This window comes from Nocardioides sp. B129/18 (assembly GCF_055282735.1).
In genome coordinates, this window is record NZ_JBUZJI010000002.1 from 1 (window position 1) to 25,039 (window position 25,039).

26 protein-coding genes are annotated in these 25,039 nt (G+C 74.3%); 7 read left to right on the plus strand and 19 right to left on the minus strand.

Annotated features, from left to right (window positions below; translation table 11 throughout):
- From smc to ACZDWJ_RS01690, 11 genes are all read right to left on the minus strand, one after another.
- A partial coding sequence (smc, locus tag ACZDWJ_RS01640; RefSeq protein ID WP_463519172.1) for a chromosome segregation protein SMC occupies positions 1–2,457 on the minus strand: 2,457 nt, incomplete at its 3' end.
- A gap of 59 nt (positions 2,458–2,516) precedes the next feature.
- Positions 2,517–3,749: an MFS transporter gene (locus ACZDWJ_RS01645; RefSeq protein ID WP_463519173.1), complete on the minus strand. Its 1,233-nt coding sequence runs from the start codon at positions 3,747–3,749 to the stop codon at positions 2,517–2,519.
- 71 nt (positions 3,750–3,820) lie between these two features.
- On the minus strand, positions 3,821–4,018 hold the full coding sequence (locus ACZDWJ_RS01650; RefSeq protein WP_463519174.1) for a hypothetical protein: 198 nt from the start codon (positions 4,016–4,018) through the stop codon (positions 3,821–3,823).
- 79 nt (positions 4,019–4,097) lie between these two features.
- Positions 4,098–4,985, minus strand: coding sequence for a bifunctional DNA-formamidopyrimidine glycosylase/DNA-(apurinic or apyrimidinic site) lyase (mutM, locus tag ACZDWJ_RS01655; protein WP_463519175.1), 888 nt, complete (start codon positions 4,983–4,985; stop codon positions 4,098–4,100).
- A 10-nt stretch (positions 4,986–4,995) separates the two neighbouring features.
- On the minus strand, positions 4,996–5,721 hold the full coding sequence (gene rnc, locus ACZDWJ_RS01660; protein ID WP_463519176.1) for a ribonuclease III: 726 nt from the start codon (positions 5,719–5,721) through the stop codon (positions 4,996–4,998).
- 37 nt (positions 5,722–5,758) lie between these two features.
- Complete coding sequence (gene rpmF / locus ACZDWJ_RS01665; RefSeq protein WP_463519177.1) at positions 5,759–5,944, minus strand: 50S ribosomal protein L32; 186 nt, start codon at positions 5,942–5,944, stop codon at positions 5,759–5,761.
- Positions 5,945–6,043: 99 nt separating this feature from the next.
- A complete protein-coding gene (locus ACZDWJ_RS01670) occupies positions 6,044–6,433 on the minus strand; it encodes a YceD family protein (RefSeq protein WP_463519178.1) in 390 nt (129 codons plus the stop codon).
- 262 nt (positions 6,434–6,695) lie between these two features.
- Complete coding sequence (coaD, locus tag ACZDWJ_RS01675) at positions 6,696–7,193, minus strand: pantetheine-phosphate adenylyltransferase (RefSeq protein WP_463519179.1); 498 nt, start codon at positions 7,191–7,193, stop codon at positions 6,696–6,698.
- The gene (gene rsmD / locus ACZDWJ_RS01680; protein ID WP_463519180.1) at positions 7,194–7,778 is read right to left on the minus strand and encodes a 16S rRNA (guanine(966)-N(2))-methyltransferase RsmD; all 585 of its coding nucleotides are present in this window, start codon (positions 7,776–7,778) and stop codon (positions 7,194–7,196) included. It abuts the gene before it with no gap.
- The gene (locus ACZDWJ_RS01685; RefSeq protein ID WP_463519181.1) at positions 7,775–10,081 is read right to left on the minus strand and encodes an ATP-dependent DNA helicase RecG; all 2,307 of its coding nucleotides are present in this window, start codon (positions 10,079–10,081) and stop codon (positions 7,775–7,777) included. Before ACZDWJ_RS01685 ends, rsmD begins: the two co-directional genes overlap by 4 nt.
- Positions 10,078–11,760 carry a DAK2 domain-containing protein gene (locus ACZDWJ_RS01690; RefSeq protein WP_463519182.1) on the minus strand — a complete coding sequence of 561 codons (1,683 nt, stop codon included), beginning with the start codon at positions 11,758–11,760 and terminating at the stop codon, positions 10,078–10,080. Before ACZDWJ_RS01690 ends, ACZDWJ_RS01685 begins: the two co-directional genes overlap by 4 nt.
- Positions 11,761–11,967: 207 nt before the next feature.
- On the opposite strand from ACZDWJ_RS01690, the gene rpmB reads away from it, so the two are divergent.
- Complete coding sequence (gene rpmB / locus ACZDWJ_RS01695) at positions 11,968–12,153, plus strand: 50S ribosomal protein L28 (RefSeq protein ID WP_129473193.1); 186 nt, start codon at positions 11,968–11,970, stop codon at positions 12,151–12,153.
- A 318-nt stretch (positions 12,154–12,471) separates the two neighbouring features.
- Here rpmB and ACZDWJ_RS01700 read toward each other — a convergent pair whose 3' ends face one another.
- Positions 12,472–13,446, minus strand: a complete 975-nt coding sequence (locus tag ACZDWJ_RS01700; RefSeq protein ID WP_463519183.1) for a thiamine-phosphate kinase — start codon at positions 13,444–13,446, stop codon at positions 12,472–12,474.
- 169 nt (positions 13,447–13,615) lie between these two features.
- On the opposite strand from ACZDWJ_RS01700, the gene ACZDWJ_RS01705 reads away from it, so the two are divergent.
- From ACZDWJ_RS01705 to ACZDWJ_RS01715, 3 genes are all read left to right on the plus strand, one after another.
- Positions 13,616–13,852 (plus strand): Lrp/AsnC ligand binding domain-containing protein, encoded by a 237-nt coding sequence (locus tag ACZDWJ_RS01705; RefSeq protein ID WP_344735486.1) that lies wholly within the window; start codon positions 13,616–13,618, stop codon positions 13,850–13,852.
- Between the two features lie 13 nt (positions 13,853–13,865).
- Positions 13,866–14,390 (plus strand): DUF3515 domain-containing protein, encoded by a 525-nt coding sequence (locus ACZDWJ_RS01710; RefSeq protein ID WP_463519184.1) that lies wholly within the window; start codon positions 13,866–13,868, stop codon positions 14,388–14,390.
- Positions 14,391–14,458: 68 nt separating this feature from the next.
- Positions 14,459–15,430, plus strand: coding sequence for a D-alanine--D-alanine ligase family protein (locus ACZDWJ_RS01715; protein ID WP_463519185.1), 972 nt, complete (start codon positions 14,459–14,461; stop codon positions 15,428–15,430).
- A gap of 27 nt (positions 15,431–15,457) precedes the next feature.
- Here ACZDWJ_RS01715 and ACZDWJ_RS01720 read toward each other — a convergent pair whose 3' ends face one another.
- Entirely contained in the window at positions 15,458–16,564 is a 1,107-nt protein-coding gene (locus tag ACZDWJ_RS01720) for a D-alanine--D-alanine ligase family protein (protein ID WP_463519186.1), read from the minus strand.
- 11 nt (positions 16,565–16,575) lie between these two features.
- A complete protein-coding gene (locus tag ACZDWJ_RS01725; protein WP_463519187.1) occupies positions 16,576–17,958 on the minus strand; it encodes a UDP-N-acetylmuramoyl-tripeptide--D-alanyl-D-alanine ligase in 1,383 nt (460 codons plus the stop codon).
- Between the two features lie 109 nt (positions 17,959–18,067).
- Between ACZDWJ_RS01725 and ACZDWJ_RS01730 the strand changes: the two genes are divergently transcribed.
- Positions 18,068–19,138: a trans-sulfuration enzyme family protein gene (locus tag ACZDWJ_RS01730; RefSeq protein WP_463519188.1), complete on the plus strand. Its 1,071-nt coding sequence runs from the start codon at positions 18,068–18,070 to the stop codon at positions 19,136–19,138.
- Positions 19,135–19,782: a nucleoside/nucleotide kinase family protein gene (locus ACZDWJ_RS01735; protein WP_463519189.1), complete on the plus strand. Its 648-nt coding sequence runs from the start codon at positions 19,135–19,137 to the stop codon at positions 19,780–19,782. The genes ACZDWJ_RS01730 and ACZDWJ_RS01735 overlap by 4 nt, the downstream gene beginning before the upstream one ends.
- 4 nt (positions 19,783–19,786) lie before the next feature.
- On the opposite strand, the gene ACZDWJ_RS01740 is transcribed toward ACZDWJ_RS01735, so the two are convergent.
- Complete coding sequence (locus ACZDWJ_RS01740) at positions 19,787–20,812, minus strand: NAD(P)H-dependent glycerol-3-phosphate dehydrogenase (protein WP_463519190.1); 1,026 nt, start codon at positions 20,810–20,812, stop codon at positions 19,787–19,789.
- Positions 20,809–21,585: a lysophospholipid acyltransferase family protein gene (locus ACZDWJ_RS01745; RefSeq protein WP_463519191.1), complete on the minus strand. Its 777-nt coding sequence runs from the start codon at positions 21,583–21,585 to the stop codon at positions 20,809–20,811. The genes ACZDWJ_RS01740 and ACZDWJ_RS01745 overlap by 4 nt, the downstream gene beginning before the upstream one ends.
- 87 nt (positions 21,586–21,672) lie before the next feature.
- On the opposite strand from ACZDWJ_RS01745, the gene cofC reads away from it, so the two are divergent.
- Complete coding sequence (cofC, locus tag ACZDWJ_RS01750; RefSeq protein ID WP_463519192.1) at positions 21,673–22,344, plus strand: 2-phospho-L-lactate guanylyltransferase; 672 nt, start codon at positions 21,673–21,675, stop codon at positions 22,342–22,344.
- A gap of 79 nt (positions 22,345–22,423) precedes the next feature.
- Here the strand turns inward: cofC and ACZDWJ_RS01755 are convergent, their stop codons facing one another.
- The 3 genes from ACZDWJ_RS01755 to leuD form a co-directional block, all read right to left on the minus strand.
- Positions 22,424–23,137, minus strand: coding sequence for an HU family DNA-binding protein (locus ACZDWJ_RS01755; RefSeq protein WP_463519193.1), 714 nt, complete (start codon positions 23,135–23,137; stop codon positions 22,424–22,426).
- A 297-nt stretch (positions 23,138–23,434) separates the two neighbouring features.
- Entirely contained in the window at positions 23,435–24,253 is an 819-nt protein-coding gene (locus tag ACZDWJ_RS01760; RefSeq protein WP_463519194.1) for an alpha/beta fold hydrolase, read from the minus strand.
- A gap of 180 nt (positions 24,254–24,433) precedes the next feature.
- Entirely contained in the window at positions 24,434–25,039 is a 606-nt protein-coding gene (gene leuD, locus ACZDWJ_RS01765) for a 3-isopropylmalate dehydratase small subunit (protein ID WP_463519195.1), read from the minus strand.

Genomic DNA, 25,039 nt, shown 5'->3' on the forward strand with positions numbered 1-25,039 from the left:
CAGCAGGGCGTCGGCGCGGCCGTGCTGGGCGCGGGCGCGCTCCTCGGCGGTGCGCAGGGCGAGCCGGGCGTCCATCTCCTCCTGGCGCGCGGCGCGGGCGGCCTCGACGAGGCGCTCGCGGTCGTCGGTGGCGGGCTCGTCGGCGTCGGGGTCGACCTCGGCGGCGGCCAGGCGGGCCTCGAGCTCGGCGAGCCCGGCGACGTCGGCCTCGCGAGCGACCTCGGCCTTCTCGATGGCCTGGGCCATCCGCTCGGCCTCGCCGCGGGCGGCGCGCACCTGGGCGCCGTGCTGGCCGAGCTCCTCGGCGACGGCGGCGAGGGTGGCGTCGGACTCGTGCAGGCGGGCCAGGGCGACGTCGACCCGCTTGAGGGCCTCGAGCCGCTCGGCCTCGAGGCCGGAGAGCTCGAAGCCGAGGCGCTCGCCGTCGGCGACGACCTCGGCCAGCCGCGTGGTGGCCTCGTCGACGGCCGCCTGGATCTCCAGCAGCGAGGGGGCCGAGGACGAGCCGCCGAAGGCCCGGTGGACGCCGAGCACGTCGCCGTCGCGGGTGACGGCCACGACCTCGGGGCTGGCGGCGACGAGCGCGCGGGCTGCGGCGAGGTCGTCGACGACGGCGGTGCGGGCGAGGAGGCGGGCGAGGGCGGGCCGCACGGCGTCGGGGGCCTCGACGGCCTCGATCGCCCACGTGGCGCCGGCGGGCAGGGCTCCCCAGGCGGACGGGCCGTCGGCGGCGGGGGCGCCGCCCAGGACGAGGCCGGCCCGGCCGAGGTCCTCGGTCTTGAGGTGCTCGAGCGCACCGACGGCGGCACCGGGGTCGGCGACGACGACGGCGTCGGCCGCGGCACCGAGCGCGCCGGCGACGGCGGCCTCGAACCCGGCGCGGACGGTGAGGAGCGCGGCGACGGAGCCCAGCACGCCGTCGAGGCGGTCGGTGGCGGCCAGCAGGGCGCCGGCGCCGTCCTTGCGGGACAGGCCCAGCTCGAGGGCGTCCTTGCGGGCGGCCAGCGCGGTGCGGTCGCGGTCGGACTGCTGGGCGGCGGCGCGCACGGCGGCCAGCCGCTCCTCGACGTCCTCGAGCGCGAGGCTGGCGGCCTCGTGCTCGGCGTCGAGCCCCTCCTCGCCGGCATCGAGGCCGGCGATGCGGGTCTCGAGGGCGGTGAAGTCGCGCTGGGCGCGCTCGGCGCGGGCCAGCGCCTCCTCCCGGGCGGCGGAGAGCCGGCCGATCTCGTCGGCGGCGGCCGCGGCCCGCGAGCGGACGGTGTTGACCTGCCCGTGCAGCCGGGCCAGGCCCTCGCGACGGTCGGCGGCGGCACGCTGCAGGGCGGCGACACGACGGTCCTCGGCGCTGGCGGCGTCCTCGGCGTCCTTGCGGACGGCGACGGCGGCGTCGAGGGCGACGCGGGCGGTGGCGACCTCGGCGTCGGTGCGGGCCTCGGCCTCGCGGGCCTGCGCGGCCTGGGCCTCGAGCTCCTCGGGGTCGCGGCCCCGCGAGCCCTCGGACTCCCCCGCCCCGGCGGCGTTGCGCAGCCGCTCGGAGGCCAGGGACGCCGTGCCGCGCAGCCGCTCGCGCAGCCCCGACAGCGCGAACCAGGTGTCCTGGGCGGCGGCCAGCGCGGGCAGCGACTCGCGCAGCGACGCCTCGAGCTCGGCCTCGACGCGGCGGGCCTCGGCCAGCGCGGTCTCGACCTCCTCGCGGCGGGCCAGCAGCATCGACTCGTCGGCCAGCTCCTGCTCCAGCGAGGCGGAGGCGGTGACGAGGTCGTCGGCGAGCAGGCGGGCCTTGGCGTCGCGCACGTCGGCCTGCACGGTGGCGGCCCGGCGGGCGACCTCGGCCTGGCGGCCCAGCGGCTTGAGCTGGCGGCGGATCTCGGTGATGAGGTCGCCGAGGCGGTTGAGGTTGCCCTCGGTGGCGTCGAGCTTGCGGAGCGCCTTCTCCTTGCGCTTGCGGTGCTTGAGGACGCCGGCGGCCTCCTCGATGAAGCCGCGGCGGTCCTCGGGGGTCGCGTGGAGGATGGTGTCGAGCTGGCCCTGGCCGACGATGACGTGCATCTCGCGGCCGATGCCGGAGTCGGAGAGCAGCTCCTGGACGTCGAGCAGCCGGCAGGAGGTGCCGTTGATGGCGTACTCCGAGCCGCCGCTGCGGAACATGGTGCGGCTGATCGTGACCTCGGCGTACTCGATCGGCAGCGCGCCGTCGGAGTTGTCGATGGTGAGCACGACCTCGGCGCGGCCCAGCGGCGGGCGGCCGCTGGTGCCGGCGAAGATGACGTCCTCCATCTTGCCGCCGCGCAGCGACTTCGCGCCCTGCTCGCCCATGACCCAGGCGAGGGCGTCGACCACGTTGGACTTGCCCGAGCCGTTCGGCCCGACGATGCAGGTGATGCCGGGCTCGAGCTGAAGGGTGGTCGAGGACGCGAAGGACTTGAACCCCTTGAGGGTCAGGCTCTTCAGGTACATCGTCGACGCCTCCGCGTGCTGGTCCCTCGCGCGGGACGACCCCGCTCGGCGCGGTGAGCCTACTCGCCCGCGGGCTCGTCGCGATCGAGGTGACGCAGCTGAGGCCACCACACCGCGACGAACACCGCGGAGCCGGCGAAGGCGAACCAGAACGGCGCGGTGAGGCCGTGCCACTGGGCCAGCAGCCCGCCGACCCCCGAGCCGATGACCAGGCCGCCGTAGATGCAGATCAGGTAGACGGCGCTGACGCGACCCTGCAGCGACGTGGGCACCAGCCGCTGGCGCACCGTCGTGGACGTCGTGGCCCAGACGAAGGCGTGCGCGCCGAAGACGAACAGCACGGGCAGCGCGACGAAGGGGCTGGAGGTCCAGGCGAGCACGAGGTGGGTGAGCGTCTCGATGATCAGGCCGATGCGCATGATCGCGCCGAGGGTCAGCCGGGCGGTGAGCCAGCCGTAGGCGGCGGTGCCGGCCACGCCGCCGAGCGCCTGCACGGTGGTGACCAGGCCGAAGCCGATGCTGCCCAGCCCGAGCCGGTCGCGGGTGTAGAGCACCAGCACCGACCAGGCGGCGCCGAAGGTGAGGTTGAAGATGAGGATGGTGAGCGCCAGCGTGCGCACCGGTGGGTTGCCGGCCAGCCAGCGAAAGCCCTCGGCGATCTCGGCGCGCAGCCCCCGCGAGGGCTCGGGCTCGTGCGCTCCCGCGCCGACCCGGGCGACGAGCGAGACCGCCGCCGCGATCAGCACGGCCTGGGCCAGGGCGGGCACGAAGGCGCTGAGGCCGAAGAGGATCGCACCCAGCGGCGGGCCGGCCAGCTGGTTGAGCACGATGAAGCCGACCTGGAGCCGCGAGTTCGCGACCGCGAGGTCGTCGCGGTGGACGACCATCGGCAGGAGCGCGCTGCTCGCGGTGTCCGCGCACACCTCGGCGCTGGCCAGCAGGAACAGCGCCACCAGCACGATCCACACCGACACCGCGCCGCCGAGGATCGTCACCGCCAGCAGCGTCAGGACGCCCACGCGCAGCAGGTCGACCACGACGACGATGCGGCGCCGGTCGAAGCGGTCGGCGACCGTGCCGGCCACCAGCGCCAGCAGCAGCGGGGCCAGCCACTGCACGGTGGCGGCCAGCGCGACCAGGCCGGCGTCGCTGGTCTGCTGGGCGACGAGCAGAGGTCCGGCGGCGAGGCCGATGCCGTCGCCGATCTGGGAGACCCAGCTGGAGCCGAGGAGCCGGCGGAAGTCGGGCCCGAGGCGCGCGGGAGCCGGCGTCCAGATCCGCGTGGAGGTCACGAGGACGTGACCCTAGGTGATGCTCCGGGGCGGAGCCACCGGGTTTCCGATCGGCCGGGAGGCCGACGGGCTCAGGCGGGCTGCATCTCCTGCAGCGGCGCGTCGAGCAGCTCGGCGGCACGAGTGGCCACCAGGGAGTCGTTCTCCTCGGACAGACGGAGCACGAGGGCCTCGAGCTCGCGCACGCGGGTGCGGAGTCGGGCGTTCTCGATCGCGAGACGCGGGTCCCGCAGGTCGCTGTTCAGGTGGCCGATCAGCGCCTTGGCCATGGGTGAGCCTCCGGGTGGATGGGTGAGCCCACACGGTCTGGCGGGCCGTCTTCAAGAGTCCCACCGAGACCCCGGCCGGTCAATTCGTGCGAGGGCCTCGCACCGCGCTCGTGCGCCGCGCCCGGGGCGGCGGCTGACAGGTGGGGCAGAAGTGGCTCGAGCGGTTCATGAACGCCACCCGGCGGATCGGCGTGCCGCACCTCTCGCAGGGCCGGTCCTGCTGGCCGTAGGCGTGCAGCGAGCGGTCGAAGTAGCCGGACTGGCCGTTGACGTTGACGTAGAGCGCGTCGAAGGAGGTGCCGCCCTGCGCGAGGGCGTCGACCATGACGTCGCGGACGTGGCCGAGCAGCTCGAACACCTGGGCGCGCGAGAGCCGGTCGCCCGGGCGCTCGCCGTGGATGCGGGCGCGCCAGAGGGCCTCGTCGGCGTAGATGTTGCCGACGCCGGAGACGAGGGTCTGGTCCAGCAGCTGGCGCTTGATCGCCGAGGCGCGGTGCCGGATGCGGGCGGTGACGGCGACGGCGTCGAAGGCGGGGTCGAGGGGGTCGAGCGCGATGTGGGCGACCTCGGCGGGCAACGCGGCACCGCCCGGCGAGACGCTGAGCCCGCCGAACATCCGCTGGTCGACGAAGCGCAGCTCGCGACCCCCCGCGGCGCCGTCGAGGCGCAGCCGCACGCGCAGATGACGCTCCGGCGGGGCGTCGGGCGGCTGCACCAGCAGCTGGCCGCTCATGCCGAGGTGGGCCAGCAGGGCGGCGCCGTCGTCGAGGGGCAGCCAGAGGTACTTGCCGCGGCGCGAGGCGCCGGTGAGGGTGCGGCCGACCAGGGCCGCGGCGAAGGCCGAGGCGCCGCCGGGCTCGCGGCGGATCGGGCGCTCGTGGAGCACCTCGACCCCGCGGATGCGCGCACCGAGGACGTGACGCTCGAGGCCGGCGCGGACGACCTCGACCTCGGGGAGCTCGGGCACGGAGCCGGCCTCAGGCGGTCTCGGCGGTGCCGGGCGCGCCGGCGTCGCCGGAGCCCTCCGTGCCGAGCGCGACGGCCGCGGCGATCTCGCCGTAGGCGGTCTCGGCGGCGGCCTGCTCGGCCTCCTTCTTCGACCGGCCGGTGCCGTTGCCGTAGAGGGAGTCCCCCACGCGCACCTGGGCGGTGAAGGTCTTCTGGTGGTCGGGGCCGGCGTCCTCGATGACGTACTCCGGCACGCCGAGGGAGTGCGCGGCGGCGAGCTCCTGCAGCGAGGTCTTCCAGTCCAGCCCGGCCCCCATCGCCGACGCCGCCTCGATGAGAGGGTCGAAGAGCCGGTGGACGACCGGCGCGGAGACCTCGAAGCCGCCGCTGAGGTGGATGGCCCCGATGACCGCCTCGACGGTGTCGGAGACGATCGAGGCCTTCTCACGTCCGCCCGTGGACTCCTCGCCCCGGCCGAGCTTGACGTGCTCGCCCAGCCCGATCGCGCGGCCGACCTCCGCCAGCGCGCGGGCGTTGACGACCGCGGCCCGCAGCTTGGCCAGCCGACCCTCGGAGAGATCGGGGTGGGTGCGGTAGAGCGTCTCGGTGACGACGACGCCCAGCACCGAGTCGCCCAGGAACTCCAGGCGCTCGTTGGTGGGCAGTCCGCCGTTCTCGTAGGCGTACGAGCGGTGCGTGAGGGCGCGGTCCAGCAGCTCGGGGTCCAGGATCGGATCCCCGAGCGCTGCGCGCAAGGCGTCGTACTGAGTCAGGGCGCTGATGCGGCCGGGCTCAGAGGACCTGACGGCGGCTGGCACGCGCGCCGTACTGGCCGCACTCGCCGCACGCGCGGTGCGGAAGGTGCTGGGCACCGCAGGCGGGGTTCGCGCAGGTCACCAGGGTCGGCACGGTGGCCTTCCACGCCGAACGGCGGTGACGGGTGTTGCTGCGCGACATCTTCCGCTTCGGGACTGCCACTGTTCTCTCCTCTGCCTGGGCCGGCGTCGTGCCGGCGCTCGGGTGCTGCTGGCGGGTCCGTTCCTCGGATCCGCCGGATGGTCGGGGTGGGCCGGGGCCCTAGGACGACGAGCCGGTGGGCTGGTCGTCGGTCTGCGCGAGGGCGGTCAGACCGGCCCAGCGCGGGTCGATCGGTGCCTCGTGGCTGTGCTCGGGGTCCTCGACCAGGCGTGCCCCGCACTCGGGGCAGAGGCCAGGACAGTCGTCCTCGCACATGGGCTGGAACGGCAGTGCGAGCACCACCGCGTCCCGCAGCAGGGGCTCGAGGTCGAGCAGGTCGTCCTCGAGCGTGCTGACGTCGTCGTCCTCCTCGTCGGAGAGCCGCTGGTCGGGATAGACGTAGAGCTCCTGGAGATCGACCTCGACGTCGTCGGAGATCGGCTCCAGGCACCGCACGCACTCGCCCTCGAGGCCGGCTCGCGCCGTCCCCGTGACCAGGACCCCCTCCATGACCGCCTCGAGCCTCAGGTCGAGGTCGACCTGGGAGCCTTCGGGGACACGGAGGACTTCGATGCCCAGATCCGCCGGCGCCGGGACCTGACGTGACACCTGACGCATGGACCCCGGGCGGCGGCCGAGCTCGCGGGTGTCGAGCACGAGCGGCGCTCTCGGGTCCAGGCTGGTCAGGGGATCACTTCCGGTTCCGGTGCACGACGAATCGTCGAGAAGGGTAACGCCCGGGCTGTTGACCGGGCAAAACGCACCCTCCCCCTCACGGCCGCCCGGCTCGGTCGCGCCGCTCGGCCAGCCGCGCCTGCAGCCGCGCGTGGACGAGGGGCGGCAGGAACGCGGAGACGTCGCCCCCGAAGGAGGCGACCTCCTTGACGAGGCTGGAGGACACGAACGACAGCTCGGGGCTCGTGGGCAGGAAGACGGTGTCGACGCCGGTGAGGTGCCGGTTCATGTGCGCCATCTGCTGCTCGTACGCGTAGTCGCCCCCGCCGCGCAGCCCCTTGGCGATCGTCTGGACGTCGTGGGCGGCGCAGAACTCCGTGACCAGGCCGGTGAAGCCCTCCACGCGGACGCCGGGCAGGTCGGCAGTGGCCTCGCGCAGCATCTCCAGGCGCTCCTCGGGCTCGAAGAGCCGCGACTTGGAGACGTTGACGCCCACGGCCACGATCACCTCGTCGAAGAGCCGCGCGGCGCGGGCGATGACGTCGAGATGGCCGAGGTGGACGGGATCGAAGGATCCGGGGCAGACGGCGCGCACTCAGGTCTCCTGGGTCGGGGATGGCGGGGTGTGGGCCAGCCACAGGGTGGTCTCACCGTACGCGCGGCGCTCGACGTCGACGAGGCCCGGCGGCCAGGTGGGCTCGGGACTGCGGGAGGAGCGCTCGACGACGACGAGCGCGTCGGGCGTCAGCCAGCCGTGGTCGAGCAGCAGCGCGAGGTCGGCGGCCAGCGCCTCCTCGGCGAGCGGGTAGGGCGGGTCGGAGAGCACGAGGTCGCAGGGGCGCTCGGGCCCCCGGGCGAGCACCGTGGGCACCGAGCCGGTGACGACGCGAGCGGCTCCCCCGGCGTCGAGGGCGCGGACGTTGGCGGCGATGACGCCGGCGGTGCGGCGGTCGGACTCCACGAGGGTGACCCGGCGTGCGCCCCGCGACCACGCCTCGAGCCCGAGCGCGCCGGAGCCGGCGTAGAGGTCGAGCACCTCCAGATCGGCGAGCGAGCCGGCCCAGGTGGTGATCGCGGAGAACAGCGCCTCGCGGACGCGGTCGGTGGTGGGCCGGGTGTCACGGCCCGCGGGGGTCTGCAGGCGCCGGCCGCCGGCCGTGCCCGCGATGATGCGGGTCATCCCTTCTCCATGTACTCCGAGGCGACGTCGGCCTCGAGCTCGGCGACGGCGCGCGCCAGCAGCGGCGCGGAGGCCAGCGCGGGGTCGGCGTCGAGGAGCCGCTCGGCCACCTCGCGGGCGGCCACGATGGTCCTCTCGTCGCGCAGCACCCGCAGGTTCTGCAGGCTCGAGCGCCAGCCCGACTGCGAGCGGCCCAGGACGTCGCCCTCGCGGCGCATCTCGAGGTCGACGCGACTGAGCTCGAAGCCGTCGGTGGTGGACGCGACGGCGTCGAGCCGCTCGCGGGCGTCGCTGCCGGCCTCGGCCCGGGTGACCAGCAGGCACAGGCCGGGCAGGCCGCCGCGGCCGACGCGGCCGCGCAGCTGGTGGAGCTGGGAGATGCCGAAGCGGTCGGCGTCGAGCAGGACCATCATGGTGGCGTTGGCGACGTCGACGCCGACCTCGATGACGGTGGTGGAGATCAGGACGTCGATCTCGCCGGCGGCGAAGTCGCGCATGGTGCGCTCCTTCTCCTCGGGAGGCAGACGACCGTGCAGCGCGGCCACCCGCAGACCCGCGAGCGGACCCTCGGCGACCTCGGCGAGGACCTCCTCCACGGCGTGCAGCGGCGCCGGCGCGGGCTTGGCGTCCTTGCCGCCCTTGCCGCCCGAGCCGCCCGAGCCGCCCTTGCCGCCGGAGCCGCTCGATGCCTCGGGCGCCCCGAGCAGGACGTCGTCGAGCTCGCCCTGCTCGGCGACGTCGCCGGAGATGCGGGGGCACACGACGTAGGCCTGGTGACCCTTCTCGACCTCCTCGCGCACTCGCTCCCAGACCCGCGGGAACCAGTGCGGGGCGTCGGCCAGCGGCACCACGGTGCTCTGGATCGGCGCACGGCCGGCCGGCAGCTCGCTGAGCGTGGAGACCTCGAGGTCGCCGAAGACGGTCATGGCGACGGTGCGCGGGATCGGCGTGGCGGTCATGACGAGCACGTGCGGCGGGGTGCCGCCGGACTTCTCGGTGAGCGCCGAGCGCTGCTCGACGCCGAAGCGGTGCTGCTCGTCGACGACGACCAGGCCGAGGTCGGCGAACTGCACCTTCTGCTCCAGCAGGGCGTGGGTGCCGATGACGATGCCTGCCTCGCCGGAGGCCAGGCGCGACATCGGCGCCGTGCGCTGGCCCTTGGTCATCGAGCCGGTGAGCAGCTCGACGCCGGTGGCCTCCGCGGCCCCGCCGAGCATCCCGCCCGCGGCGAGGTCGCCGAGCATCGCGGTGATGGAGCGGTGATGCTGCTGGGCGAGCACCTCGGTGGGCGCCAGCAGCGCCGCCTGGCCGCCGGAGTCGACGACGTGGAGCATCGCCCGCAGCGCGACGAGGGTCTTGCCCGAGCCGACCTCGCCCTGCAGCAGCCGGTTCATCGGCCGGGAGCGCGCGAGGTCGGCCTCGATCGTGGCGCCGACCTCGCGCTGGCCGGCGGTGAGCTCGAAGGGCAGACGGGCGTCGAAGGCGGCCAGCAGCCCGCCCTGGCCGCCGGTGCGGGCCTGCGCGCCCGCCTCGGCGTGGAGCCGGCGTCGCCGCGCCAGCACGAGCTGGGTGATCAGCGCCTCCTCGAAGCGGAAGCGCTGGTGGCCGCGGGTGATGTCGCCGTGGGAGCGCGGCAGGTGCACCAGGCGCAGGGCCGTGACGAGGTCGGCGAGGTCGCGCTCGTGGCGCAGCGACTCCGGCAGGACGTCGGGGACGTCGTCGAGCACGGTGAGCGCGAACGCGATGGCGCGCTGGAGGTCCCAGGACTCGACGCCGGCGGTGAGCGGGTAGATCGGGTAGAGGTCGCCCATGGCGTCGAGCGCGAGCTGGGCGGCGTCCTCCTCCTCGGAGCCGAACAGGACGATCTGCGGGTTGGTGAGGGTCCAGTCGTTGCGGAACCGGCCGACCTTGCCCTGGAAGATGCCGCGCCGCCCCACGGGCATGCGCTTCTTGTGCCACTCGGCCATGTGGTGCTGCTTGGCGAAGAACGACATCTGCAGGCGCAGGCCGTTGGTGCCGACGACGGCGTCGAGGCGGAAGGCCGTGCGGCCGGTGCGGCGGTCGACGTAGGTGCGGATCTCGGAGGTGAGGATCTGCCCGACGACGATGATGGGGTCGCCCTCGGCGACGTCGGTGACCTCGGAGAGCTCGCCGGTCTTGAGGTAGCGCCGGGGGAAGTGGCGCAGGAGGTCGCCGACGGTCTCCAGCCCGAGCTTCTTGATGATCTTCTCGCGCTTCTCCCGCTGGGTCTTGCCCTGCGCGTCCCCGAGCACCGTCTCGATCGGGGAGTCCAGGCCGATCACTCGACCGAGACCAGGAGCGGGTAGCGCTCCTGGCCACCGTCGTACACGACGACGTCGACGAACGGATGCTCGCGCTCGAGCCACGCGGCGCAGCGCTCGGCGAGATCGGGCGCCTCGAGGCCCGCGACGAGCGTGACGAGCTCGCCGCCGCCGGCCAGCAGGCGGGCGAGCACCTCGCGGGCGACGTCCTCGACCTCGGGGCCGACCACGGCGAAGTCGCCGGCGATGATGCCGAGCGCGTCGCCGGCCTCGCAGGGCCCGGCCATGGTCATGGCCGCGCGGGCGGCGCGGGTGACGCCGCCGTGGCGGACGTGGCGGGAGGTGGCGGTCATCTCGAGCACGTCGGCGTCGAAGGCGCGGCCGGGCTCGTGCACCGCCAGCGCCGCGAGCCCCTGCACCTGGGCGCGGGTGGGGATGACGGCGACGGTGAGGCCGTGGTCGTGGGTGGCGGTGCCGGCGGCCAGCTGGGCGACGCGCACGGAGTCGGCGTCGTTGGGCAGCACGACGACCTCGCTGGCGCCGCAGGAGGTGATGGCCTCGAGCACCTCGCCGGCCGAGGGACGGCGTCCGGGCGAGGTCTCGACCACGACGGCGCCGGCCTGCTCGAAGACCGCGCGCAGGCCCGGGCCCGCGGCCACGGCGACGACCCGCCGGCCCTCGCGGACCCGCACCGGGGCCGGCTGCTCGCCGCGCGGGTCGCCGGCCTGGTCGGCGAAGTGGGTGACGCGGATGCGGTGCGGACGCCCGGCCTCGATGCCGGCCTCGATGGCCGCGCCGACGTCGTCGACGTGCACGTGGACGTTCCAGAGGGTCTCGTCGCCGACGACGACCAGGGAGTCGCCGAGCCCGGCCAGCCGCGCACGCAGCGGCCCGATGCGCTCGGCGGGGGCGTCGAGGAGGTACATGACCTCGTAGGCGGGGCCGTCGGCGGTGAGGTCGCCGACCGGCAGCTGCGGCACCGGGATGGAGCGGCTGCCCAGGGGCGCCGGCACGGCCACCGGACGGCGTCCGGTCATGGCGGTCTCGGCGGCGTCGAGGATGACGCAGAAGCCGCGCCCGCCGGCGTCGACGACCCCCGCCAGGCGCAGGGTCTCGAGCTGCTCGGGGGTGCGGGCCAGGGCCTCGCGAGCCGCCTGGGCGGCCGCGGTGAAGACGTCGCGCCCCCGGGAGCCGGGCTCCTCGGCGGCGGCGACGGCCGCATGGGCCGCCTCGCGGGCGACGGTGAGCATCGTGCCCTCGACGGGCGTGCCGACCGCGGCGTGGCTGGCCTCGCTGGCCCGCAGCAGGGAGTCGGCGAGGACGACGGCGTTGCGCTCCTCGGGCGTGGCGTCGGCCAGCCGGCTGCACACGGCGCGGAGCATCTCGCTGACGATGACCCCGCTGTTGCCGCGGGCGCCGAGCAGCGCCCCGCGCGAGAGCGCGGCGAGCACCGCGGCGAGGTGCTCGGGGGCGTCGGCCGGGACGTCGTCGTCGGCCAGGCGGGCCCGCTCGCGGCGCAGGGCGTCGCGGGCCGCGCTGACGGTGAAGTACATGTTGGTGCCGGTGTCGCCGTCGGGCACCGGGTAGACGTTGAGGGCGTCGATCTCCTCGCGCGCCTGCTCGAGCGCGTCGGTGGCGATGTCGACGAACCGGCACACGACGCCCACCTGGACGCCGCGGACGTCCTCGGGTGCCTTCACCGCCACTCCCCCGTCCACTCGTGCCGACCTGCTGCGCGCGAGACTAGGCCATGACACCGACGGTCCCGGCCCCGCGTGCCCGACGATTCGCCCTGGTCCGGCGGAGCGGATATCCTCGTCCGGTTGCCCCGCCACCTCCGGGCCCCGGCCCGTGAGCCGGAGGCGGGCCGACATGACCATTCTTTCCTCATCACTCAGGAGTTCACGGTGGCTGCCGTCTGCGACATCTGCGCCAAGAAGCCGGGCTTCGGCAACAACCGACCCTGGTCGCGCAAGATCACGAAGCGTCGCTTCAACCCCAACATCCAGCGCGTCCGCGCCACGGTCAACGGCACGCCCAAGCGCCTCAACGTGTGCACCGGCTGCCTCAAGGCCGGCAAGGTCACCCGCTGACCCCTTGAACCACCCGCGACGGGCCGTCTCCTGAGGGAGGCGGCCTGTCGTGCTTTCCAGGGTTGTTCGTGGCGCGCCTGCCGGTGCGGGCCTGCTCGTCGTCGGCGGCCTCCTGGTCCGCTTCGTCCTGTGACAGGCGCAGCTGGGCGGATGCGGGTTCGGGACCTGACACCCGTCGGCTCACCGGATCTCGACAGGCTCGATCACCGTCAGATTCCGGTGGTCGCGCTGGCTCCGGTGGTCGAGCCTGTCGAGACCCCAGCCCGTGACCGACACCCGGTCCCGGGCTGAAGGTGCGTCCTCACGGCGCGAGCGACCTCAGAAGTGCGTCCACCCGGTGGGGCCCTCGAAGGGCGCGCCGTCGACGGTGACGCCGGAGCCCGCGCGCACCTCGCCGATCGCCTGCCAGCCCTCGGGGAGGGCGACGTCGGGCGGGAAGGTCGCGAGGAGCGGATGGTCGTCGCCGCCGGTGAGCACGAAGGAGATCGGCTCGGCGCCGAGCGCTGCGCCGACCGCGTGGAGGGGCTCGGCGACCTCGAGGGAGTCGCTGCGCACGTCGATGGCCACGCCGGAGGCCTCGGCGAGGTGGCCGGCCTCGGCGAGGAGGCCGTCGGAGACGTCGATCATCGAGCTCGCGCCGGCCTCGGCCGCCTGCGCTCCGGCCTCGTACGGAGGCTCCGGGCGACGGTAGGCCTCGACGAGCACGCGCGGGGAGCGGAAGCCGCGGCCCAGCACGGCCAGGCCGCCGGCGGCCCAGCCCTGGCGGCCGCAGAGCGCGAGGACGTCGCCGGGGCGGGCGCCGTCGCGCAGCACGGGGGCGACGGTGCAGGCGCCGATGACGGTGACGGCGATGACGACCTCGTCGGCGCGGGTGACGTCGCCGCCGACCACGCTGGCGCCGACCTTCGCGCACTCCTCGGCGAAGCCGGTGGCGAAGTCCAGGGCCCACTGGGCGGGGAGGTCGGCGGGGGCGGCCAGGCCGACGGTGAGGGAGTGGGCGCGGCCGCCCATCGCGTTGAGGTCGGAGAGGTTCTGGGCGGCGGCGCGACGGCCCACGTCGGCGGCGTCGGCCCACTCGCGCCGGAAGTGCCGCCCCTCGACCATCAGGTCGGTGGAGACGACGACGTGGCCCTGCCGGATCCGGAGCACGGCGGCGTCGTCGCCGGGCCCGACGATCACGTGCTCGCCCTGGGCGAAGATCTCGGTGAGCGCGGCGATCAGGCCGAACTCCCCCGCCTCGGCGAGGGTGGCGGTGCGCAGGTCGGGACGGGCGGCCGGCTCGGGCGTCGACATGCCCCCATCCCATCACCCCTGACCGGTCCGGACGTGCCGGGTCCGGCACCGCCGCCCGAGTAACGGTCCCCGGCGCTCCCGCGCTAGGTTGACCTGCGGACTCCCACCCCGGGGTCCGCACCGCGATCCCACCAACGATCCAGCAACGCCGCTGTAGAGGGAGAACCCGATGGTCGTCCAGGCCTACATCCTCATCCAGACCGACGTCGGCAAGGCCGCCGAGGTCGCTGCCGCCATCGCGCAGGTCAAGGGCGTCACCCTCGCCGAGGACGTCACCGGCCCCTACGACGTCATCGTGCGCGCCGAGGCCCGCAACGTCGACGAGCTCGGCAAGCTGGTGGTCGCCAAGGTGCAGACCCTCGACGGCATCACCCGCACCCTGACCTGCCCGGTCGTCCACATCTGAGACCAGCAGATCGGTGAGCACCACCGCGTCCCGACGCCCCGCGCCGCTCCGGCTGCGGGGCGTCGTCGCGCTCGCGGTGACCGCACCGCTGCTCTGCGCCGCGCTGTCGGGCTGCAGCGCCGGGGCGGTCGACGTCGACTCCCCCACGCTCTCGGACTCCGACGCCCGCGCCTGCACCGCCCTGCTCGACGCCCTGCCCGAGAAGATCGCCGGGCTCTCCTCCCGCGACATCTCCCCCGACGACGCCCCCGCGCGCGCCTGGGGCGACCAGGGCCTGGTGCTGACCTGCGGCGCGCCCCAGCCGGCGGACTTCAACCAGGTCTCCGGCTGCGACGAGATCCGCGGCGTCGGCTGGTACTTCCCGCCCGCCGAGTACGCCGACCCGACCACGACCCTCACCGCCACCGCCGTGGGATACCGCCCCCGGGTCAGCCTGACGGTGCCGGCCGACTACCGCGGCAACGTCTCCCTCGACGCGCTCTCCACCCTCGCGGACCCCGTGCGCAAGCACCTCCAGCTGGTCAAGCCCTGCCGCTGAGATCCGGCCGACGACCGCACGCCGGAGGGCGTCACGGAGCGGTCATCGGCGTGTGGGACGCTGACCCCATGAGCGCGAGCACCCCCGCCACCCCCGAGCTGCGCGGCCCCGTCGCCGTCATCGCCGGAGGGCTCAGCCACGAACGCGACGTCTCCCTGGCCTCGGGCCGCAACCTCGTCCGCGAGCTGCGCTCGGTCGGCGTCGAGGCCCACGCCTACGACTTCGACCGCGCCCTGATGAGCGCGCTCGAGCGCGACAAGGTCGTCGCGGCCGTGCCCGCGCTGCACGGCCAGTTCGGCGAGGACGGCGAGATCCAGACGCTCCTCGAGCTGCTCGGCCTGCCGTTCGTCGGCTCCTCCAGCAACGCCTGCCGCGTCGCCTTCGACAAGGGCACGGCCCGTGAGCTCCTGCGGCGCGCCGGCATCCCGGTGCCCGAGAGCGTCGGCCTGTCCGCCCAGACCTTCCGCGACGTCGGCGCGGCCGCGCTCATGGAGCACGTCATGGAGCGCCTCGGCACCCGCGTCGTCGTCAAGCCCACCCGCTGCGGCTCCGCGCTCGGCGTCACCGGCGTCGACGGCCTCTCCGCGCTGCCCTCGGCGCTCGTCGGCTGCTACGCCTACGGCGAGGACGCCCTCATCGAGCGCTACCACGACGGCGTCGACGTCTCGGTCGTCGTGGTCGAGGACGCCGACGGCCCGCGCGCGCTCGCGCCGGTGGAGGTGGCCTACGAGAAGGGCCACGAGTTCGACTTCTCCGCCCGCTACACCGCGGAGTTCGTCTCGCTGAACGGCCCGGCGCTCGACGCCTCGCTCATCGAGGAGCTCGGCCGCACCGCCGTCGAGGCCCACCGCGTGCTCGGCCTCTCCGACGTCTCCCGCTCGGACTTCATCGTCGGCCCCGACGGCTCGGCCGTGCTGCTCGAGACCGCCATCACCCCCGGCACCACCGAGACCTCGGTGATGCCGTTCGCGTGCACGCTCTCGGGCACCTCGCTCGGCGCCGTGGCCCGCGACCTCGTGCTGGGCGTCCTCGCCCGCTGAGCTCCCCGGCCGGGCCCGCGGTGCTGCTCAGCGCAGGCCGGTGGGCCGCTCGAGCGCGAGCTCGATGAGCTCGGAGACCAGCTCGGTGTAGGACAGGCCGGAGGCCTCCCAGAGCTTGGAGTACATCGAGATCGGGGTGAAGCCCGGCAACGTGTTGATCTCGTTGATCGTCACGTGGCCGTCCTCGGTGACGAACACGTCGACGCGCGAGAGCCCCTCGGCGCCGACCGCCTCGAACGCCGCGATCGCCATCGCCCGCACCCGCTCGGAGACCTCCTCGGGCAGGTCGGCGGGGGCGTCGGTGCGCGCATCGGAGTCGTGGACGTACTTGGCCTCGAAGTCGTAGAAGTCGGCGGCGTCGTGGTCGACGACGATCTCCCCGCACACCGAGGCACGCGGCTCGGCGCCGTGACGACCGCCGAGGATCGCGCACTCGATCTCGCGGCCCTCGAGTCCCTGCTCCACCAGGACCTTCGGATCGTGGTAGCGGGCCTCCTCGATCGCCTCGACCAGCCCGCCGGGGGTGTCGACGCGGGTGACGCCGAGCGAGGAGCCGGCGCGGGCGGGCTTCACGAACACGGGGAACTGCAGCTCGCTCTCGACGCGGGCCAGCGCCTCGTCGCGGCGGTGCTCCCACTCGCGCGGCGTGATGGTGACCCACGGACCCACGGGCAGGCCGTGCCCGGCGAGCACGATCTTCATGTAGTGCTTGTCCATGCCGACCGCCGAGGCGAGCACGCCGGCGCCGACGTACGGGACGTCGGCCAGCTCGAGGAGGCCCTGGATGGTGCCGTCCTCGCCGAAGGGGCCGTGCAGGAGCGGGAAGACGACGTCGACCTCGCCGAGGTCGCCGAGGGTGGCGATCGCGCTGCCGACCTCGTCGGTGACCTCGGGCAGCCGATCGCCCTGCAGCTCGAAGCGCGCGGTGTCGCCGCCGGTGAGGACCCACTGGCCCTGCCGCGTGATGCCGACCGGCAGCACCTCGAAGCGGTCGCGGTCGATCGCCTTCATGACGCCGGCCGCGGTGGCCGCCGAGATCGGGTGCTCCCCCGAGCGTCCACCGAAGAGCAGGGCGACGCGCACCTTGCGTCCCTCGGCTGGCGCGGTCACGGGCGGCTGCGTGGAGTCGGACACGGGGGTCGACGCTACAGAACGCTCGCAGCGACCTCGAACAGGCGCGCCCCGTTGGAGGCCTTGAACAGCACGGCGTCACCGGCGCCGAGGTGCTCGCGCGCCCAGGCCGTGGCGGCGTCGTTGTCGGGCAGCCAGACGTCGCCGTCGCGGCCGCCGGCTCCCTCGAGGATCGCGCGGGCGGCCTCGCCCACGCCGACGACCTGGGTGATCCCGGCGGCGACGGCGTGCCGGCCGATGCCGGCGTGCTCGGCGGCCGAGGTCTCGCCGAGCTCGAACATCGGGCCCAGCACCGCGACGGTGCGCACGACGTCGGCGTCGGCGCCGATCACGCCGAGGGCGTCGAGGGCGGCGCGCATGGAGTCGGGGTTGGCGTTGTAGGCGTCGTTGAGCACGATCAGGCCGTCGGGTCGCTCGTGCAGCTCCATGCGCCAGTGCGAGAGCTCCTGGACGCCGCTGAGCGCGGCGCCGATGCGCGGCAGGTCGACGCCGAGCGCCAGGGCGGCGGTGGCCGCGGCCGCGGCGTTGCGGGCCTGGTGGCCGCCGACGAGACCGAGGCGCACCGCGACCCGCTCGCCGCCCGTCACGAGGTCGAAGGACGGGCGTCCCAGCCGGTCGAGCACGACGTCCTCGACCGCGACGTCGGCGCCCGGGTCGCCGAAGGTGCGCACCGGCGCGGAGGTGCGCGAGGCCATCGCGGCGACGCGGTGGTCGTCGGCGTTGAGCACGGCGGTGCCGGTGGCCGGCAGGCACTCGACCAGCTCGCCCTTGCCCTGCGCGATCGCCTCGACCGAGCCGAACTCGCTCAGGTGCGCCTGGCCGACGTTGAGGACGACGCCGACGTCGGGGGTGATGAGGGAGGTGAGCTCGGCGATGTGGCCGATGCCGCGGGCGCCCATCTCGAGCACGAGGAAGCGGGTGTCGGCATCGGCGCGCAGCGCGGTGAGCGGCATGCCGAGCTCGTTGTTGAACGACCCGGCCGTGGCGACGGTGGGCGCGACGTCGGCGAGGATCGCCGCCAGGAGGTCCTTGGTGGAGGTCTTGCCCTGGGAGCCGGTGAGCCCGACGACGCGCAGCTCGCCCTCGGCGCGCAGACGGGCGACGACGTGGGAGGCCAGATGCTGCAGAGCCGCACGCGGATCGGCGACGACGACGGTGGGCAGCACGGTGGGCCGCGAGCCGAGCACCGCGACGGCGCCGTGCTCCGCGGCCTGGGCGGCGTGCTCGTGGCCGTCGACGCGCTCGCCGACGAACGCGGCGAACAGCGCGCCGGGCCGCGCCTCGCGCCCGTCGATCACGGCCGGGGCGCTGACGACGACCTCGCGCGCACCCGCGTCCGTGCCGACGACCTCGCCGCCGACGATCGCGGCGATCTCGGCGAGGGTCAGGGCGATCACGACGCGGTCTCCGACACGGTCTCCGACACGGTCTCCGGCAGGGTGAGCATGGCCAGAACCTAGTACCGGCGCCTGCCGGCGTCGTCAGGGGCCTCACTAGCCTGGGGCCATGGACTCCCGCAAGCCCGCGACCCTCGCCGTCCACGCCGGACGCCCGCCCCACGAGGCCGACCAGCCGCTCAACACCCCGCTGGTGCCGGCCTCGACCTTCGTCGGCGGCGGCGACCGCGAGTACGGGCGCTGGGGCAATCCCACCTGGCAGGCCTTCGAGGAGGCCCTCGGGGCGCTGGAGGGCGGCCGCGCGCTGTCGTTCTCCTCCGGCCTCGCCGCGGTGGCCACGGTGCTCGACCTCGTCGGGCAGGACGGCGTCGTCGTGGCGCCGCAGCACTCCTACAACGGCACGATCCTGCAGCTCGGCGACCTCGAGGCGCGCGGGCGCATCACCACGCGCCTGGTCGACGTCACCGACCCCGACGCGCTGGCCCGCGCCTGCGACGACGACGTCGCCCTGGTGTGGCTGGAGTCCCCCACCAACCCGGCCCTGGAGGTCATCGACCTCGAGGCGGCCGTGCGGGTGGCGCACGAGGCGGGCGCGTCGGTCGTCGTCGACAACACCTTCGCGACGCCGCTGCTGCAGCGGCCCCTCGACGTCGGCGCCGACATCGTCGTGCACTCGGTGACGAAGTACCTCGCCGGCCACAGCGACGTGCTCATGGGCGCGATCGTGGTGCGCGACGAGCAGCTGCACGGCGTCCTCAAGGGCCGCCGCGACCTCATCGGCGCCGTGCCCGGCACCCTCGAGGCGTTCCTGGCCACCCGCGGTCTGCGCACCCTGCACGTGCGGCTGGAGCGGGCGCAGGCCAACGCGATCACCCTCGTCGAGCGGCTGCGCGCGCACCCGGCCGTCGCCGAGGTGCGCCACCCGGGCTTCGGCGCGATCGTCTCGATCGTGCTCGAGGGCGGGCCGCTGGCCGCCGACCTGCTCACCCGCTCGACCTCCCTGTGGGTCTTCACCACCAGCCTCGGCGGCGTCGAGTCGACCTTCGAGCGGCGACGTCGCTGGGCCTCGGAGCCGCAGACCATCCCTGACGCGCTCGTGCGGCTCTCCGTGGGCATCGAGGACGTCGACGACCTCTGGGACGACCTGCGCACCGCCCTGGACGCGCTGCCACGCCCGTGAGCCCCGACGTTCCAGGGCTCGTCGCCGACGTCCGCGCGCTGCTGGACGCGACGCCGACGACGCGACGCTGCCTGCTCGGCGTCACCGGAGCGCCCGGGGCCGGGAAGACCACCCTCGTCGAGGAGCTGCTCGCCGCCCTGCGCGCCGACGGCGTCGGGGCCGCGCACGTGCCGATGGACGGCTTCCACCTCGCCGACGCCCAGCTCGAGCGCCTGGGCCGACGCGACCGCAAGGGCGCACCCGACACCTTCGATGCCGACGGGTACGCCGCGGTCCTGCGCCGCTGCCGCGACGAGCTCGATCGCGACGTCTACGTGCCCGGCTTCGAGCGCGACCTCGAGCAGCCGCTCGCCGCCGCGCTCGTCGTGCCCGCCGGAAGCCGGTTCGTGCTCACCGAGGGCAACTACCTGCTCCTCGACGGTCCCTGGACGCCCGTGACCGAGACCCTCGACGCCACCTGGCACCTGCGCGTCGACGACGACGTGCGCCGGCGGCGTCTCGTCGAGCGGCACGTCCGGTTCGGCAAGGCCCGCGCCGATGCCGAGGCGTGGGTGAGCGCCGTCGACGAGGCCAACGCCCGGCTGGTGGAGGCCGCCGCGCACCGCGCCGACCGCGTGGTCGACCGAGTGGATCAGGTGCGCTGAGGCGTCAGTCGGTCTCGGCCTTGGTGCTGCGCGCGAGGATCTCGTCCATCATCTGCTGCGCGGTGAGCCGCCCGCCGACGACGTCGTCGACGTACTGCGCGACGGGCGCGTCGACGCCGGACTGCTCGGCCAGCGCCCGCAGCGAGGAGCACGACTTCGCGCCCTCGGCGACCTGGCGCGTGGAGGCGTAGATCTCCTCGGTGGTCATGCCCTGGCCGAGCCGCTCGCCGAAGGAGCGGTTGCGCGAGAGCGGCGAGGAGCAGGTGGCGACGAGGTCGCCGAGGCCCGCGAGGCCCATGAGGGTCAGCGGGTTGGCGCCGAGGCTCATCGCCAGCCGCGCCGTCTCGGCCAGGCCGCGCGTGATGACCGACGCGGTGGTGTTGTCGCCGAAGCCCAGGCCCACGGCCATGCCGACGGCGAGGCCGACGACGTTCTTGTAGGCGCCGCCGAGCTCGCAGCCCAGGACGTCGACGCTGGTGTAGGGGCGGAAGGCCGGCGAGTGCACGCGCTCCTGCAGCATCCGCGCCACCGCCTCGTCCTCGCAGGCCACCACGGAGGCGGCCGGCTCGCGGCGCGCGATCTCCGGGGAGAGGTTCGGGCCGGAGATGACGGCGATGCGCTCGGGGCCGGCGCCGGTGACCTGGTGGATCACCTCGCTCATCCGGTTCAGCGTGCCGAGCTCGACGCCCTTCATCAGCGAGACGAGCACCGCGTCGGAGGCGATGTGCGGGGCCCACTCGGCGAGGTTCGCGCGCAGGGTCTGCGAGGGCGTCGCGAGCACGACGACGTCGGCGCCGTGCAGCGCCTTCTCGACGTCGTGGGTGGCCGAGATCCGCTCGGGCAGCTGGACGCCGGGCTGGTAGTCGGCGTTCTCCCGCTCGGAGTTGATCGCGTCGGCCACCTCCTGGCGGCGCGCCCAGATGGTGACGTCGTTGCCGGCGTCGGCCAGCACGATGGAGAACGCGGTTCCCCACGCCCCCGCGCCGAAGACGGCGACCTTGCCGCGTCCGTTGCTCTGCCCTGCGCTCACGAGGCCTGGCCCTCCTGGGGGTTGCCGATGGTGCGGACCCCGGCGGCGCGGGGGTCGAAGAGGTGGTCCGGCGGGGTCTCCTGCCGGATCTGCGCGACGAGCTCGACGATCGCGTGCATGATGCGGTCGCTGGCCTCGGCGACGATCTCCGCGGGCAGCGGGCCGTCGCCGGCGCGCTCGCGCAGGTCGTCGAGCTCCACCGGCTCGCCGACGAGCATGGTGATCGGCTTGCGCGGCGGCAGCAGGTGCACCTGCTTGGAGTAGGGCTTGAGCAGCGCCTGGGCGCCCCACTGGCCGACCGGGATCACCGGGCAGCCGGTCTCGAGCGCGATGCGGGCCGCGCCCGACTTGCCGCGCATCGGCCAGCCGTCGGGGTCGCGGGTGATGGTGCCCTCGGGGTAGACCACGACGCACTCGCCCCGGCGCACGGCCTCGACGGCGGCGTCGAAGGCGCCGGCCGCGGCCGCGCTCTCGCGCTCGACCGGGATCTGGCCGGCGGCGTGCATGAACGCGCCCAGACCGCGCACGCGGAACAGGCCCGACTTGGCGAGGTAGCGCGGCAGGCGACCGTGGTCGTAGACCAGGTGCGCGGCGGTGAGCGGATCGACGTGGGAGTTGTGGTTGAGCGCGATCACGCAGCCGCCGGTCTCGGGGATGCGGGTGCCGCCGTCCCAGTGCCGGACGGTGGTGGCCTTGAGCAGCGGCTTGATGATCGGGACGGCGATCGAGTACGCCAGTCCGCGCGGCTGCTGCAGACGTCTCACCACACTCACGAGCCGCAGGGTACTCGTACCGACCCCTGCGTCCGGGTGGTGCGACACGTGCGCCGCCGCCCGGGTGAGATGTCAGGATCGGCAGCGATGTCCCCCACCGCCCCTCCCACGCCGCCCGTCGTCGTCCTCGTGCCCGTGAAGCCGCCCGCGCACGGGAAGTCCCGCCTGGTCGGCCTCAGCGACGACGACCGCACCGACCTGGCCGAGGCGTTCGCGCTCGACACCGTCGCCGCCGCCCTGGCCGCCGAGCGCGTCGCGCAGGTGCTGGTCGTCACCGACGACGTGCGGCTGGCCCACCGGGTCGGGACGCTCGGCGTGCCGGCCATCCCCGACGGCACCTCCGCCGACCTCAACGAGGCGCTGCGCCTGGCCGCCGCCGAGGTGGCCCGCCGCTGGCCGGGAGCGGTGGCCGCGGCGCTGTGCGCGGACGTCCCGGCCGTCAGCGCCGCCAGCCTGGACGCCGCCCTCGCCCTCGCCGAGGGGCCGCTGGCAGCAGGCGATCCGGTGTTCGTGGCCGACGCCGCCGGCACCGGGACGGTGCTCTACGCAGCGGCACCGGAGCGCTTCGCGCCCCGCTACGGCCTCGACTCCTGCGCGGCCCACGAGGACGCGGGCGTGGTGCGGCTCGAGGACGACGCGCTGGCTCCCCTGCGGCAGGACGTCGACGACCTGCGCGACCTGCAGGCGGCCCTGCGCCTGGGCGTCGGCGAGCACACCCGCGCGATGGCCGACCGCATCGGGCTGGCACGACCGGCCTAGTCCGACCCAGCAGCCGGAACGCCGACACGGCGGGCGCCCGAGGGCGCCCGCCGTGTCGGTGGGGTGGTGCGGCGTCAGGTCAGGACGCGGTCTTCTTGGCGGCGGCCTTCTTCGCCGGAGCCTTCTTCGCCGGGGCCTTCTTGGCGGGCGCCTTCTTCGCGGGAGCGGCCTTCGTGGCGGCGGCCTTGGCCGGAGCCTTCTTCGCGGACGCCTTCGTCGCCGGGGCCTTCGTGGCCGGCGCCTTCTTCGCGGGAGCCTTCTTGGCCGGAGCGGCCTTGGTGGCGGCGGCCTTGGCCGGAGCGGCCTTCTTCGCCGGCGCCTTCTTCGCGGGAGCGGCCTTGGTGGCGGCGGCCTTGGCCGGAGCGGCCTTCTTCGCGGGGGCGGCCTTCTTCGCCGTCGCCTTGGTCGGAACGGCCTTCTTGACCGCGCCGGCGGCCTTCGCCGGGGCGGCGGCGGCCTTCTTGACCGAGCTTCCCGCCGCGCTGACCGCGGTCTTCGGCAGCTTGGGGAGCTTCTTGGCGCCGGAGACGACGTTCTTCAGGTCGGCGCCGGGGGTGAACTTCGGCACGGAGGTCTTCTTGGCCTTGATCCGCTCACCGGTCTGCGGGTTGCGGACCCAGCGGGCCTCGCGCACGCGCTTCTCGAAGGAGCCGAAGCCGGTGATGGCGACCTTCTCCCCCTTGGCGACCTCGCGGGTGATGGTGTCGAGGACCGACTCCAGCGCGTGCGCGGCCGCCTTCTTGTTGCCCTCGAAGCGCTCTGCGAGCGTCTCGACCAGCTGTGACTTGTTCACTTGTCTCCCCTTCGGGTTCCCACGGGATGGAGCCGGATCGACCTCCACCACGCGCACCTGCGTCGTCGAAGGCGGATCGGCACCGGGCACCTGGCCCGGTTTTCCAAGGCACGCTAGGGACTTCTGAGCACCGCGACAATCACCACGCCGTCATGAACGACGACAAATTTCGCTCAACCACGGGCCTCCTGAGCCCCCTCGACACGCGACTCAGGAGCCCTCGAGAGACGACGGGCCCGCCGCATCTGAGGTGCGGCGGGTCCGGAATCCCAGCAGGGACTGGGGATTCTCGTTCGCTCAGCGTGCGAGGAACTCCAGCAGCGCCTGGTTGAACTCCTGGGCGTGGCTGACGTTGAAGCCGTGCGGTGCGCCGGCCACGATCACCTTGCTCGCGCCCGCGACGCTCTCCGCGGTGCGGTCGCCGGAGACCTCGACGGGCACCGTCGCGTCGCTGTCGCCGTGGATCACCAGCGTGGGCACGTCGATGCGCGCGAGGTCGGCGCGGAAGTCGGTGAGGGCGAAGGCGCGGATGCAGCCGGCCAGCGCGGCCGGGACGGCCGGCTTCTCCAGCTCGAGGGCCTCCTGGCGCTGCTCCTCGCTGACCTTGATCTCGCCGTCGACGGAGAAGAAGTCGGTGGTGAACTGGTCGAGGAAGGACTCGCGGTCGTCGGTGACGCCCTGCACCATGCCCTCGACGTCCTCGGCGGAGAGGCCGCCGTCGGGGTTGTCGTCGCTCTTGAGGAGGTAGGGCGGCACCGCCGCGGCGAAGACCGCCGAGCGGATCCGCTCCGAGCCGTGGGCCCCGAGGTAGCGGGCCACCTCGCCGCCGCCCATCGAGAAGCCGACGAGGGTGACGTCGCGCAGGTCGAGGGCCTCGAGCAGACCGGCCAGGTCCGCGGCCAGGGTGTCGTAGTCGTAGCCGGACTCGGGCTTGTCGGAGGCGCCGAAGCCGCGACGGTCGTAGGCGATGACGCGATGCCCGGCGGCGGTGAGCGCGGGGATCTGCTCGGACCACGAGGCGCCCGAGAGCGGCCAGCCGTGGATCAGGACGACGGGGCGGCCCTCGCCGTCGTCGGTGTAGTTGAGGGTGATGCCGTTGCTCTGCAGGGTGGGCACGAGTGCTCCTCGGATCGGGGACGGGATCTGCTTACCTTGCACACAAGACAATCCCCGATCCGGGGAGATCCGGCCACGCCCCGAGGGGTGGTGGACGCGGAGAGGGACGGCCGGAGACGCGGCGAGGGGCGGACGCCGTGATCGGCGTCCGCCCCTCGGGAGGCGGTGGGCTGGAGCAGGTCAGGCCCGCTGGGTGACCGGCTTCCACGTGGGGCGCGTGGCCTCGAAGTCCGCGATGGCGTCGGCGTGCCCGAGGGTGATGCCGATGTCGTCGAGGCCCTCGAGCAGGCGCCAGCGGGTGTAGTCGTCGATGTCGAAGGAGTCCTCGATGGCCTCCGCGCCCTCGCCGGCACGCACCGTGCGGGCCTCGAGGTCGACGGTGATGCTCGCGCCCGGGTGGGCCTCGAGGTGATCCCACAGCGCCTGGACGACCTTCTCGTCGACCTGCGCGGCCAGCAGGCCGGCCTTGCCGGAGTTGCCCCGGAAGATGTCGGCGAAGCGCGAGGAGATGACGACCTTGAAGCCGTAGTTCTGCAGCGCCCACACCGCGTGCTCGCGCGAGGAGCCGGTGCCGAAGTCCGGGCCGGCGACCAGCACGGAGCCCTGCGCGTAGGCCGGCTGGTTGAGGACGAACGACTCATCGCCGCGCCAGGCGGCGAACAGCCCGTCCTCGAAGCCCGAGCGCGTCACGCGCTTGAGGTAGACCGCCGGGATGATCTGGTCGGTGTCGACGTTGCTGCGGCGCAGCGGCACGCCGACGCCGGTGTGCGTCGTGAACTTCTCCAT